The 11,983-nt window shown below is 65.1% G+C and carries 11 protein-coding genes; 5 read left to right on the top strand and 6 right to left on the bottom strand.

Annotation, left to right across the window (positions count from 1 at the left end):
* Window position 1: 1 nt before the first annotated feature.
* The 3 genes from B3H47_RS13605 to B3H47_RS13595 form a co-directional block, all read right to left on the bottom strand.
* Window positions 2-1,960: a DNA topoisomerase IV subunit B gene (locus tag B3H47_RS13605; RefSeq protein WP_276708217.1), complete on the bottom strand. Its 1,959-nt coding sequence runs from the start codon at window positions 1,958-1,960 to the stop codon at window positions 2-4.
* A 259-nt stretch (window positions 1,961-2,219) separates the two neighbouring features.
* On the bottom strand, window positions 2,220-2,717 hold the full coding sequence (locus tag B3H47_RS13600; protein WP_013122231.1) for a GlcG/HbpS family heme-binding protein: 498 nt from the start codon (window positions 2,715-2,717) through the stop codon (window positions 2,220-2,222).
* A gap of 158 nt (window positions 2,718-2,875) precedes the next feature.
* Complete coding sequence (locus B3H47_RS13595) at window positions 2,876-3,721, bottom strand: GDSL-type esterase/lipase family protein (protein WP_286987541.1); 846 nt, start codon at window positions 3,719-3,721, stop codon at window positions 2,876-2,878.
* Between the two features lie 365 nt (window positions 3,722-4,086).
* Between B3H47_RS13595 and B3H47_RS13590 the strand changes: the two genes are divergently transcribed.
* Window positions 4,087-6,345, top strand: coding sequence for a sensor domain-containing diguanylate cyclase (locus B3H47_RS13590; RefSeq protein WP_286987540.1), 2,259 nt, complete (start codon window positions 4,087-4,089; stop codon window positions 6,343-6,345).
* A gap of 26 nt (window positions 6,346-6,371) precedes the next feature.
* Here the strand turns inward: B3H47_RS13590 and rsmI are convergent, their stop codons facing one another.
* Entirely contained in the window at window positions 6,372-7,253 is an 882-nt protein-coding gene (rsmI, locus tag B3H47_RS13585) for a 16S rRNA (cytidine(1402)-2'-O)-methyltransferase (protein WP_276708203.1), read from the bottom strand.
* A gap of 7 nt (window positions 7,254-7,260) precedes the next feature.
* On the opposite strand from rsmI, the gene B3H47_RS13580 reads away from it, so the two are divergent.
* The 4 genes from B3H47_RS13580 (at window position 7,261) to ppa (ending at window position 9,599) form a co-directional block, all read left to right on the top strand.
* Complete coding sequence (locus B3H47_RS13580) at window positions 7,261-7,635, top strand: YraN family protein (RefSeq protein WP_276708224.1); 375 nt, start codon at window positions 7,261-7,263, stop codon at window positions 7,633-7,635.
* 79 nt (window positions 7,636-7,714) lie between these two features.
* Window positions 7,715-8,314 (top strand): phosphoheptose isomerase, encoded by a 600-nt coding sequence (locus B3H47_RS13575; RefSeq protein WP_013104663.1) that lies wholly within the window; start codon window positions 7,715-7,717, stop codon window positions 8,312-8,314.
* A complete protein-coding gene (locus B3H47_RS13570) occupies window positions 8,311-9,030 on the top strand; it encodes a BON domain-containing protein (RefSeq protein ID WP_286987538.1) in 720 nt (239 codons plus the stop codon). Before B3H47_RS13575 ends, B3H47_RS13570 begins: the two co-directional genes overlap by 4 nt.
* Window positions 9,031-9,068: 38 nt before the next feature.
* Window positions 9,069-9,599 (top strand): inorganic diphosphatase, encoded by a 531-nt coding sequence (gene ppa / locus B3H47_RS13565; RefSeq protein WP_013104665.1) that lies wholly within the window; start codon window positions 9,069-9,071, stop codon window positions 9,597-9,599.
* Window positions 9,600-9,670: 71 nt separating this feature from the next.
* On the opposite strand, the gene B3H47_RS13560 is transcribed toward ppa, so the two are convergent.
* Together B3H47_RS13560 and B3H47_RS13555 are read right to left on the bottom strand one after the other, a co-directional pair.
* Window positions 9,671-10,576: an NAD(P)-dependent oxidoreductase gene (locus B3H47_RS13560; protein ID WP_286987536.1), complete on the bottom strand. Its 906-nt coding sequence runs from the start codon at window positions 10,574-10,576 to the stop codon at window positions 9,671-9,673.
* Between the two features lie 28 nt (window positions 10,577-10,604).
* Window positions 10,605-11,885: a putative Na+/H+ antiporter gene (locus B3H47_RS13555; RefSeq protein WP_286987535.1), complete on the bottom strand. Its 1,281-nt coding sequence runs from the start codon at window positions 11,883-11,885 to the stop codon at window positions 10,605-10,607.
* Window positions 11,886-11,983 lie beyond the last annotated feature (98 nt).

Here is an 11,983-nt window from a genome sequence, read left to right as displayed (position 1 = left end):
ATCAAATGTCCACTTCGATCTGGTCGCCGTATTCCTCCATCAGCCCGCGGCGCGCCTGGGCTTCACCTTTGCCCATGAGCTGATGGAACAGAGCTTCTGCGTCGTCGGGCCGCACGCGGTACAGACGGCGGGTGTCGGGGTTCAGCGTAGTGTCCCAGAGTTGCTCGGCGCTCATTTCGCCCAGGCCCTTGAAGCGCGAAATCTGCCAGGCGCCGTCCTTCAGGCCGTCCTTGCGCAGTTTGTCTTGTGCGGCCTGCAGTTCGGCGTCGTCGAGCACGTAGATCTTCTGCGCCGGTTTCTTGCCGCGCGCGGGCGCGTCGAGGCGGTAGAGCGGGGGGCGGGCCACGCAGACATGACCGCGCTCGATGAGCTTGGGAAAGTGGCGGAAGAACAGGGTGAGCAGCAGCACCTGGATGTGCGAGCCGTCAACGTCGGCGTCGCTCAGAATGCAGATTTTGCCGTAACGCAGGTTGCACAGATCCGGCACGTCGTCCTTGCCGTGCGGATCGACGCCGATGGCCACGGCGATGTCGTGGATCTCGGTGTTGGCAAACAGCCGGTCGCGTTCGATTTCCCAGGAATTGAGCACCTTGCCGCGCAATGGCAGCACGGCCTGGAACTCCTTGTCGCGGCCCATTTTGGCCGAGCCGCCGGCGGAATCTCCCTCCACCAGAAACAGTTCGGTGCGTTCGGTATCGCGGCTTTCGCAGTCGGTCAGTTTGCCCGGCAGCACGGCCACGCCCGAGCCTTTTTTCTTCTCTACCTTCTGCGCCGCGCGCAGGCGGCTCTGCGCCTGGCGGATGACCAGTTCAGCGAGCTTCTTGCCCTGATCGACGCGCTCGTGCAACCAGAGTTCAAGCGTGGGCCGCACCGCCTGGCCAACCAGGCGCAAGGCATCGCGGCTATTGAGCTTTTCCTTGATCTGGCCCTGGAACTGCGGATCGAGCACCCGCGCGGAAAGCACGAAGGACGCCCGCGCGAACAGGTCTTCGGGCAGCAGTTTCACGCCCTTGGGCTGCAGGTTGTGTAGCTCGATGAAACCCTTCACCGCCTGGAACAGGCCCTCGCGCAAGCCGGCTTCGTGCGTGCCGCCGGCCGGGGTGGGAATGAGGTTGACGTAAGACTCGCGCAGCACGGCGCCCTCTTCGGTGAAGGCCACGCACCAGGCCGCGCCCTCGCCTTCGGCGAAACTCTCCTGCTCTGAAGCGCTGGCGTAGTGCTCGCCTTCGAACAGGTCGATGTAGGGCTCGGCGGGCAGACTGCTGAGCAGATAGTCGCGCAGCCCGCGGGCATATTCCCAGTGCGTCGTGTCGTCGGTTTTCTCCTGGATCAGATCGACCTTGACCCCGGGCAGCAGCACCGCCTTGCTGCGCAGCAGATGGGTGAGTTCGGCCAGCGGAAGATGCGGGCTGTCGAAGTATTTGGCATCGGGCCAGACGCGCACACGGGTGCCGCTTCTGCGCTCATCGCGTGCGGCCTTGCGCACCGTCAGCGGCTCGATGACGTCGCCACCTGCGAACACCAGATGCGCCACCTGACCGTCGCGCCAGACCGTCACTTCCAGCCGCGCCGCCAGTGCATTCGTGACCGAAACGCCCACGCCGTGCAGCCCGCCCGAAAAGCTGTACGCGCCGCCCTGCAGCTTGTCGAACTTGCCCCCGGCATGCAGCCGGGTGAACACCAGCTCGACCACCGGCGCGTTCTCTTCCGGGTGCAGGCCGAAGGGGATACCGCGGCCGTCGTCTTCCACGCTGATGCTGCCGTCGGTGTGCAGGGTGACGGCGATGTGCTGGCAGTATCCGCCCAGGGCTTCGTCAGCGCTGTTGTCGATGACTTCCTGCACGATGTGCAGCGGGTTGTCGGTGCGGGTGTACATGCCCGGACGCTGGCGCACGGGCTCCAGGCCCTTGAGCACGCGGATGGACGATTCGGAATAGGCGGGAGGTCGGCGACTAGCCATGGAGGATCGGAAAATTATCCACAGGGGTGCCACCGGTGCCCAGTTATCCCCAGCGGCTGGGGAAAATGTCACACCGGATGGGCGGAAAGCCCTGATTTCATGCGGGTTGATCGGGCTGCCCAAAAAAAAGGCAGGCCGTTGTGTCGGTCAGTTCTGCGCGGCGCGAGGTCACGCAGAACTGAGTGAGGATTGTAGGCAGGGGCGCGAGTAGGGAAAACCAGGGAAGAGCAACGGGAAACGCGAGGGGACGCGCAGGCCCTTACTGCATTTCCAGATCGGGCAAGACCGCGTCGAGTCCGGCCTGGGCGCATTCCTCGTCGACCTTGCCGTCCGGCGCGCCGCTCACGCCCACGGCGCCGTACATCCGGCCCCCGGCTTCGATCGGCACGGAACCCGCGGTGAAGGCCAGGCCGTCGCCGAGCAGCGCCAGGGGCGAGGCGGCTTGCGGCCCCATGGCGGTGCCTTTGATGCCGAACATGGCGGCGGTGTAGGCCTTTTGCCGACTGATGGCCAGTGAGACCGGCGGGGCCAGGGTGTCGCGCAGCGTGGCCTGCACGATGCCGTTGCGATCGACCACGGTCACACTGACCTGCAAGCCCTTGGCGCGGCAGGTCTTGATGGCGCCCTGCGCGATGCGCTCGGCGGTCTCAAGGGTGAGTCGGTGGACCGTGACGGTGAGGGGCTCGGCCGCGAAGGCGGGTGCGGACAGCAAGGCGCACAGACCGAGCGCCGCGGGCAAACGAAGGGAAGCTTTCATGTTGTCTCCTGCAGAATTTTTTTGGGGATGGGCAGGCAGTGTGCGTGGCGCAGTATTGCACAGCAAAAGCCGCTTTGCCTGCGGGCAGGAAGGCCGGTTCAGCGAGCCACCAGCCCACCCCGAAACCCTTCGCTTCGCTCGGTTCTCTGTTCTGGGCACTATGGACTCTTGGGACGGTCCGGCGCGTCTGTCATGAGTTTGTCCAGCGTGGGCGCGATCGCCTGGGCGATACGTTCCATGCCTTGCGCATCCGGGTGGAGCAGCACGGTTTGATGCGTCTCGTGCCCTTCGAGATAGAGCGCGGGATCGGGCTGGCCTTGGGCATTGAGCAGCACATGGCCGACATTCAGGAAGGTCACAAAGGAGCTGTGGGCATAACGCTGTGCCAGCGCGGCGTTGATCTTGAGGGTTTCGGCGCTGATCCAGGCCGAGCGCTTGCTGGGCAGCACGCCGAGCAGCAGCACCGCGGTGTGCGGCAGCAACTGGTGCACCTTGTCCACCACCGCCTCGATGCCCAACACGGTCAGGTGTGCGCCCCAGTGCGGCCGCCCCAGATTGTTGGCGCCGATCAGCAGAATGCAGACCTTCGGAGACAGCCCCTGCACCTGCCCGTGATCGAGTCGCCACAACACACTGGAGGTGGTATCGCCGATGAAGCCGAGATTGAGCGGCTGGTAGCGTCCGTATTCGCGTTGCCAGATGGTCTGGTAGTCGGCCCAGGGCTGCGGGCTGCTGCGCTCCCAGTTCTGGGTGATGGAGTCGCCCAGCCAGACGAGTTCTGGCTGGCTGCGGCGCACCTGTTGCAGCGACGCTTCAAAGCGCTTGCGCCACCAAGGCAGATCCATGCGGCCGATGGGCGTCGCGGCCAGATTGACTGCGGCTCGCGCCTGGGCGGCTTTCAGCCACGGGCTGAACAAAAGCGTACCTGCCGCGGCCCTCAGCAGTAAACGACGCTGCATCGCAGGCGACGAGAAGGACGGTTCGGGGTCGGGCAGTGGAGACATGGGAGAGGGTTCAGTAAAAGAAACAGCCAGAGAAACGCCGCGCTTACGGTGCTGAGTTCGTGAAGCAGTGCGCAATTTTCAACAATTCTTAGCGCTGCGTGAGAGGCTACGGGCCGACAACGTGACGGATTTCACGGACAGGGCGGCGCAACTTCCAGAGAATCCAGTCAAGCTAGAGCAGTCTGCGAATCTGGTGCAGGAATAATGCTTATCTTTCGTTGATTTCTCCAGTTTGTCTGGATTGTCAACAAGTTTGGTTCTTTGCTGACAATCATCGACCGATTTTTTGGGATGTTTTTCTCTTCATGAAATGTCGTTTTCAGCCCTGAAACTTTGACTCACTGACCCTGCTCTGCAACGCCCTCATGTGCTCCGTGTCCACCCGCTCCGTGATTCGCTGGCTGTTCTGGTCAGTAGGCCTCGCTGCGTGTTACATCCTGGTGGCCTGGCTGGTGCTCGGGGTGCGGTCGAGCGAGCTCATTCTGTGGCCTTCGGCCGCCGTGGCGGCCTTCGGCCTGATTGCGCGCGGGCCGTCGATGGTGCCGGCCATCGCACTCGCGTCCTGGGTGAGCGACTACATGCTGTTGGGCTGGGGACTGCAGGCCAGTGCCTTGATCGCGGCGGGCGACGTCCTCGGGCCGCTGCTCGGTCTGTGGCTGCTGCGGCGACGCGCGCGCTGGCAGGGTTTCGAGACGACGGCCGACGGTCTCTGGTTCATCGGCGCCATGGGCGTAATCGGCGCGGGGGTCTCGGCGACCGTGGGGGCCGCTGCTGCGGCCACCTTCGGTTTTGGCCAGACCCCCGTTTCGCCTGATCTGGGCGTGCAATGGTGGGTGACCGATATGGCCAGCATCGTGGTGCTCACCCCCGCCGCCGAACTGCTGCGCCGGGCGTCGCTGCAGACCTTGCGGGCGGCGTTCAACGGGGAAATGGTGTGGCTGCCGGCGCTCGCGGTGATCGGCACTCTGCTGGTCTATCTCATGCCAGTCGGCCAGAGCGCGCTGCCCATCGGGCTGGCGAGCCTAGTCATGTTGCCGCTGCTGTGGTCAGCGATGCGCTTGCCGCTGGCGGTTTCCGCCGCCTTGAGCGCGGTCATCAGCCTGCTGATCGTGACGGCGACCGTGCTGCAGCATGGCCCGATGTACAGCATGCTGGGCAGCGATCGCTTCATGTCCATGCAGATCATTCTGCTGGCGTTCGCCAGCGCCATGCTGCTCGCCGGATTGCTGGCCAACGAGCGCACCGTGGCACTCAAACAGGTGCGCGACATCAATGCCACGCTGGAAAAAAAGGTCAACCGTCGCACCGCCGCGCTGCAGATCAGCCAGGCCACCACACAGGCGCAGTTGCGGTTTCAGGAATCGCTGCTCAACGCCCTGCCCAACCCGGTGGCGTTCAGCGATCCGCAGGGGCGATTCACCCGGGTGAACGTCGCCTTCAACCTGCTCGTCGGGCTCAGCGGCCCGGAAATTCACGGCCGCACCGGGACGCAGATTCTCGGCACGACGCTGGGCCGCATTTGGGAAGACATGGACAGCGAGTTGCTCTCCGGCAGCCTGCAGGTCACGCGCGAAGCGCCTTATCTGCATCCCGATCATGAGCCCACGGTGTGGATTCTGAACAAGGCGCTGGTGCGCGACGCGGTCAGCCGCCAGATCGTGGGCGTGGTCACCAGCATGCAGGACATCACCGCCATCAAGCAGTTGCAGCAGCAACTCAGCGAAGACGAGCAGCGTTTTCGCTTCCTCGCGGAAGAGTCGCCGGTGCCGCTGGTCATCACCCGCACCAGCGACGCGGCGCTGCTGTTTTCCAACAAGGCCGCCGACAGCCTGTTCCGCGGCTCGTATGCGGAGCACGCCGGGCAGTCGATGCGGCCTCTTTGGGGCGACTCGGTCGATCGCGATCAACTGCTGGCTCGGCTGCAACGCGAAGGCGGCATCGTGCGCGGCGTGGAGGCCCAATTCCGTCGGTTCGACGGCACCGAGGTCTGGCTGCTGCTGTCGGTCACCCGAGGGCGTTACCGCGACGACGACGCGCTGATCTTCGCCTTCAAGGACATCACCGAGGCCAAGGCGCGCGAAAGCGAATTGCGCAATCTGGCCTACACCGACACGCTCACCGGCATTCCGAACCGCCGCTACTTTCTGGCCCGCGCCGCACTGGAGCTGCGCCGCGCGCAGCGTGAGGGCAGCCCGTTCGTGGTGCTGGCGCTGGACATCGACCGTTTCAAACAGATCAACGACCGCTTCGGCCATCAGGTGGGCGACGCTGTCATTCGCTGTTTTGCGCAAACCTGCATGCAGCAGTTGCGCGGGCCCGATCTGTGTGGACGGCTGGGGGGCGATGAGTTTGCCATTCTGCTGCCGCAGACCACCCGGCAGGTCGCGTTCGATGTGGCGCAGCGCCTGCGGCTGTCCATTCAGGAAGCCAGCTGCCTGCCCTCGAGCGCGCCTGATGGCTTGACGCTGACCACCAGCATCGGCATTGCCGAGTTCCTTCCCACGTCCACCCTGATGGACGCCGACGAATTGCTCGACCGCGCCGACCAGGCGCTCTACCGCGCCAAACAAGCCGGACGCAACCGGGTGGAAATCTGGACGGGTGAAGCCCCGGCGCCGGTGTGAGGCGGGGCGCCCGATCAGCCCGTTTATCAGCCCTGTTTTTGATCGAGTAGCCAGCGGTAGAGCGTATCGCGCTTCAGCCCGGTGAGGTCGGCCGCCACCGCCGCCGCGCGTGAGGCGGGCAACTCCTGCGCCAGCCGCTGCAGCAGGGCGATGGCTCGGGTGTCGAGTTCCGCCACGGCCGCGCGCGGCTGCAGCAGCAGCACGAATTCGCCCTGCGCCCGCCGGGGATCGGCATCGAGCCAGTCGAGCGCGGCTTGCGGCGTGCAGGGCAGCAGGGTTTCGAACTGTTTGCTCAACTCTTTGGCGAGGACGAGTTGCGCTTGCGCGTCCAGCTCCAGCAAGGTGAGCAGGCAGTCGCGCAGCCGGTGCGGGGCTTCGAAAAACACCGTCACCCGCGAAGCCTGTAGCGCGGCCTGCAGAAAGGCGCGCAGCGCCACGGCCTTTTCGGGCGCGAAGCCCGCGAAGCAATAACCCGAGTGCAGATCGAGGCCGCTGGCGCTGAGCGCCGTCGTCACCGCGCTGGCGCCCGGCAGGGGCATTACCCGCAGCCCGGCGGCATGAGCGGCCGCGGCGATGCGGCTGCCCGGATCGCTGATGCCCGGCGTGCCCGCGTCGCTGACAAAAGCCACGCGCTCGCCCGCGGCCACCGCGGCGACGATGTGCTGCGCGGCCTGCGCCTCGCGGTGCCGGTCGCAGCGCAGCGTGGGTTTGCGCAGCCCGTAGGCTTCGAGCAGACGCTGCGCCATCCGGGTGTCTTCCGCCGCGATGCGGTCGGCATGGTGCAGTACGGCCAGCGCGCGCAGGCTGATGTCGGCCAGGTTGCCGATGGGCGCGGCCACCATGTAGAGCGCGGGCGGAAAATCCTGCTGGGCGCAGAATTCCAGTGCGGTTTGGAGGGGAGTGGACATGGCGGGCATGTTGCAAATGTGGAAGCAGCGCGCGGCGCGCCGTCTGGGGCAGTCGGCAGAAGCGCGGGCCTGCGCCGAGCTGCAGGCCCGCGGCTTGCGGCTGGTCGAGCGCAATTATCGGGTGCGGGGCGGCGAGATCGACCTGATCATGCGCGCGGCCGACGGCACGCTGGTCTTTGTCGAGGTGCGCGCCCGCAGCAACGCGGCGGCGTATGGCGGGGCGGCGGGCAGTGTCGATGCGCACAAACGCCGCCGTATTGTGCTGGCCGCGCGTCACTATCTGGCGCGTCTGGTCGAGGAGCCGACGTGCCGTTTCGATGTGGTTGCGCTGGAAGCGGGCAAGCTGGAGTGGCTGCCCGGTGCGTTTTCGGCAGAAGAGTGACGACGCAGGCAGGACAACACGCGGGCCGCGCAGGCACTCGACCCCGACTAACATCGCCCTTTTGTCTCTCAGTCACATCATGCTAGAGCAGCGTATCCAGCAGCATTTTTTCGACAGCGCCGATCTGAAGTATCAGGCGGCCGAGGCGCTGACCGGGCCGATCGCGCGCGCCGTCGATGTGCTGGCGACGGCGGTGTCGAATGGGCACAAGATTCTGATCTGCGGCAACGGCGGATCGGCCGCCGATAGTCAGCATCTGGCCGCGGAACTGGTCGGCCGCTTCGAGCGCGAGCGCCCCGAGCTGGCCGCCATCGCCCTCACCACCGACACCTCCACCCTCACCGCCGTGGCGAACGATTACGGTTTCGACCATGTGTTCGCCAAGCAGGTGCGGGCGCTGGGCCTGCCCGGCGACGTGCTGGTGGCGTTCAGCACCAGCGGCAATTCGTCGAGCATCGTCGAAGCGGTGCGGGCCGCGCAGGCCAGAGAGATGAGCGTGCTGGCGCTGACCGGGCGCACCGGCGGCCGGGTGGCCGGCCTGCTGCGCGAAGCGGATGTGCATATCGCCGTGCCCAACGACCGTACCGCCCGCATCCAGGAGGTGCATCTGTTGACATTGCATTGCCTTTGCGATGGCTTAGACTGGGTGCTGATGGGTGAACCGGAGTCTCTAGCATGACACAGATGAACGTGGATATTTGTTCCAAATCGGCTTCTGCGGCGAGCGCCGTGCGCCGTTCGCGCGGTTTGTGGCGCGCGGCCAGTCTGCTGACCGTCGTGCTCGCGGCCACGCAGTTGCAGGGCTGCTTCGTTCTGGGCTTGGGCGCGGTGGGCACAACCGCGTATGTGGCAACCGACCGACGCACGGCGGGCTCCATCCTCGAAGACAACACCATTGAGCTCAAGGCGGACAACCGCATTTCTTCCGCCCTGGGCGCCGGTGTCAATGTGCGCGCCGTGAGCTACAACCAGCAGGTGCTGCTGGTCGGCCAGGTTCCCAACGAGGCTGACAAACAGAAGGCCGAAGAGATCGTCAAGGGCGTGCCCAATGTCAAGGCCGTGCTCAACGAAATCGACATCGGGCCTGTGGCCGACCTTAACCGCAGCGCCACCGACACCCTCATCACCACCAAGGTGCGTGCCCGCCTGATCGACGCCCGCGATATTTTTGGCAATGCGTTCAAGGTGACCACGTCCAATAGCGTGGTCTATCTCATGGGCATTGTCACGCAGCGCGAGGCCGACCGCGCCGTGCAGATCGCACGTGACACCACGGGCGTGTCGAAGGTCGTGACCATGTTCAACATCATCAGCGAACAGCAGTTGCAGGACATGCGCAACCCGCAAAAGGAAAACGCACCGCCGCCCGAGCCACGCGGCAATAATCCTGCCTAAATTTTTTCTACCTCTCTCTCTTAACCCAAGGACTGATTATGAGTTTGCGCGATGTGCCTGCGGGCAAAAGCCTGCCTGACGACTTCAACGTAGTGATCGAGATTCCCGCGCACGCTCCGCCGGTGAAGTACGAGGTGGACAAGGCCAGCGGGACGCTGTTCGTCGATCGCTTCATGTCCACCGCGATGCACTACCCGTGCAACTATGGCTACATTCCGCAGACCCTGTCGGAAGACGGCGACCCGGTGGACGTGCTCGTGGTCACCACCATTCCGCTGGTGCATGGCTGCGTGGTGCGTTGCCGCCCCATCGGCATGCTGAAAATGACCGACGAAGCCGGGGTGGACGCCAAGCTCATCGCCGTGCCGGTGGAAAAACTGCTGCCGCAGTACCGCCACATCCAGAAGCCCGAAGACCTGCCGCCCGAACTGCTCAAGCAGATCGAGCATTTTTTCAACCACTACAAAGACCTCGAAGCGGGCAAGTGGGTGAAGACCGAAGGCTGGGCCGGGATTGATGCCGCGCGGGCCGAAATCACCGCCAGCGCTGCGCGCTACACGGCCAAATAATCGTTGTCGGTAAAAGCAAAGGCCACACTCGGGTGGCCTTTGTCGTCTTTGTCTTTTGTGGCGCCGCAGTTTCAGTTGCTTTTATCACGCAGCCGCTTGAGCAGCGACGAGGTGTCGAGCCGCCCGCCGCCTGCCGCCTGCACATCGGCATAGAACTGATCGACCAGGGCAAGGACCGGCAGCCGCGCGCCGTTGTGGCGGGCCTCCTGCAGACACAGACCGAAGTCTTTGCGCATCAGATCGACGGCAAAACCGAAGTCGTAGCGGCCTTCGATCATGGTCGGGCCGCGGTTGTCCATCTGCCAGCTCTGCGCCGCACCTTTGCCGATCACCTGCAGCACCGTGGACAGATCCAGCCCGGCGTGCTCGCCGAAGGCGATGGCCTCCGCCAGGCTTTGCACCACGCCGGCGATGGCGATCTGGTTCACCATCTTGCAAAGCTGCCCGGCGCCGTTGTCGCCCAGACGGGTGACCGCGCGGGCGAACGCGGCAATCACCGGCTCCGCCCGCTCGAACGCCTGGGCCTCGCCGCCGCACATCACGGTGAGTGTGCCGTTCTGCGCACCGGCCTGCCCGCCCGAGACGGGGGCGTCGAGAAAAAACAGGCCGCGTTCGCGCGCCGCAAGGCCCAGCTCGCGGGCGACATCGGCCGAGGTCGTGGTGTGGTCGATGAACACCGCGCCGGGCTGCATGCCGGCGAAAGCGCCGTCCGGGCCGAGGGTCACGGCGCGCAGGTCGTCATCGTTGCCGACGCAGGAGAACACGAAGTCGGCCCCCGCCGCGGCTTCGCGCGGTGTCGCCGCTGAATGCCCGCCGTTGCGGCGCACCCAGTCGTGCGCCTTGCTCGCGGTGCGGTTGTAAACAGTCACGCGGTGCCCGGCGCGGGCCAGATGCCCGGCCATCGGGTCGCCCATGACGCCCAGGCCGAGAAAAGCGACGGTGTGAGTTGCAGAGTCAGGGAGGGTGGGAGTGTTCATAGGGTAGAAAAGCGTTTGGAAAAATGGATCACAGCAGCCAGAAGCAGCCCATCGCTACCGCGGTGGGCAGTAGGGCGGCGGCCAACAGGCCCAGCGGCTGCACCGCCCCTTCGTCAAAACAGCTGCGCAGCAGGGCGATGCCGGCCGGATTGGGGGCGTTGGCGATGACCGTGAGGCCGCCGCCGCTGACTGCCCCCGCCACCAGCGCGTATTTGAATTCGGGGCTCAGGCCCTGCACCAGCGAGCCGAGGTAGGTCAGCGCCGCGTTGTCGGTGATGGCCGTCAGCGTCGTGGCGCCGAAAAATACCGCCGTCGCATCCATGCGGGTGAGCAGCGGTTGCAGCCACCATTGCTGCAGGCCGCCCAGCACCACCAGCCCGCCCAGAAAGAAGCCCACCAGCATGCCTTCCTTGAGCATCAGGGCGTCTTGATAGCGCGCGTAGGCGGTGGCAAAACCGACGAAAAACAGCAGCAGGGGAATGAACACCGCCGGGTGATGGGCGAACACCACGACGGCCACCAGAAACAACAGGTGGATGCCGATGACGCTCAGCGGCGCGCGTTGCTGTGTGGGGTCGGGCGTATCCACCGCAGCCGGTCGCGCCAGACCGGCCAGTTCGCGGCGGAACATCAGGGTGGCGCCCACGGCGTTGATGGCCACCGCGATGGCGGCTTTCCAGCCGAAATGGGTGAACATGAAGCCCAGATCCCACTGCCAGGTCGAGGCCACCATGAGCACCGGCGGCGCGGCGAAATGGGTGAGCGTGCCGCCGATGGATACGTTGACGAACAGCACCCCCAGGGTGAGGTATTTGAGCCGCAGCGACACTTCGGCGCGAAAAATGCGGTCGCGCAGCAACAGGGCGGCCAAGGTCATGGCTGCCGGTTCGGTGATGAACGAACCCAGCAGCGGTACGAGCACCAGCAGAAGCAGGTAAAACATGATCGCGCCCGGCAGGGGAAGGGCGCGTTCCAGCCCGTTGACGATGTCGCCCGCAGCCTGAAGAATGGGCCGGGTGCCTGCGACCACCATGATGGCGAAGACGAACAGCGGCTCGGTGAAATCGCGCGAGTCGATGTAGCCCACCGCTTCATGCTGCCCCAGCGTGGCGAACAAAAACACCATGAGCACCATGGCCCAAAACCCAAACACCACCTCGACCTCGCCGAGCAGATGCCACAGCCCGGCGTGCGCGGGCTGGCGGTGCGCCAGGCCCTCGAAGAATTTGGTGGAAAAGGTATGGATCACCGCAATGGCAAACAGGGCGGCGCCTACGTACTGAACATAAGCGGGGGTCGAGTCGGTCATGGGTTCGGGTGGATTGGCGGCAAGCGCAACAGACCCTGATGGTATCGGCCGAAGCGGCGGCGCGCCGCGGGGTGGAGCCATAATGCAGTGCATCCAAT

The organism is Thiomonas sp. UBA7699 (assembly GCF_002482605.1).
Classification (GTDB): domain Bacteria; phylum Pseudomonadota; class Gammaproteobacteria; order Burkholderiales; family Burkholderiaceae_C; genus Thiomonas; species Thiomonas arsenitoxydans.
Note: the sequence above shows the minus strand (reverse complement) of the source record. Positions and strands in the feature narration are given on the sequence as shown.

Bases quoted from the DNA above. Each gene is read 5' to 3' on its own strand.
- B3H47_RS13605 (WP_276708217.1), bottom strand. From the start codon at position 1,960: ATGGCTAGTCGCCGACCTCCCGCCTATTCCGAATCGTCCATCCGCGTG.
- B3H47_RS13600 (WP_013122231.1), bottom strand. From the start codon at position 2,717: ATGAAAGCTTCCCTTCGTTTGCCCGCGGCGCTCGGTCTGTGCGCCTTG.
- B3H47_RS13595 (WP_286987541.1), bottom strand. From the start codon at position 3,721: ATGTCTCCACTGCCCGACCCCGAACCGTCCTTCTCGTCGCCTGCGATG.
- B3H47_RS13590 (WP_286987540.1), top strand. From the start codon at position 4,087: ATGTGCTCCGTGTCCACCCGCTCCGTGATTCGCTGGCTGTTCTGGTCA.
- rsmI (WP_276708203.1), bottom strand. From the start codon at position 7,253: ATGTCCACTCCCCTCCAAACCGCACTGGAATTCTGCGCCCAGCAGGAT.
- B3H47_RS13580 (WP_276708224.1), top strand. From the start codon at position 7,261: ATGTTGCAAATGTGGAAGCAGCGCGCGGCGCGCCGTCTGGGGCAGTCG.
- B3H47_RS13575 (WP_013104663.1), top strand. From the start codon at position 7,715: ATGCTAGAGCAGCGTATCCAGCAGCATTTTTTCGACAGCGCCGATCTG.
- B3H47_RS13570 (WP_286987538.1), top strand. From the start codon at position 8,311: ATGACACAGATGAACGTGGATATTTGTTCCAAATCGGCTTCTGCGGCG.
- ppa (WP_013104665.1), top strand. From the start codon at position 9,069: ATGAGTTTGCGCGATGTGCCTGCGGGCAAAAGCCTGCCTGACGACTTC.
- B3H47_RS13560 (WP_286987536.1), bottom strand. From the start codon at position 10,576: ATGAACACTCCCACCCTCCCTGACTCTGCAACTCACACCGTCGCTTTT.
- B3H47_RS13555 (WP_286987535.1), bottom strand. From the start codon at position 11,885: ATGACCGACTCGACCCCCGCTTATGTTCAGTACGTAGGCGCCGCCCTG.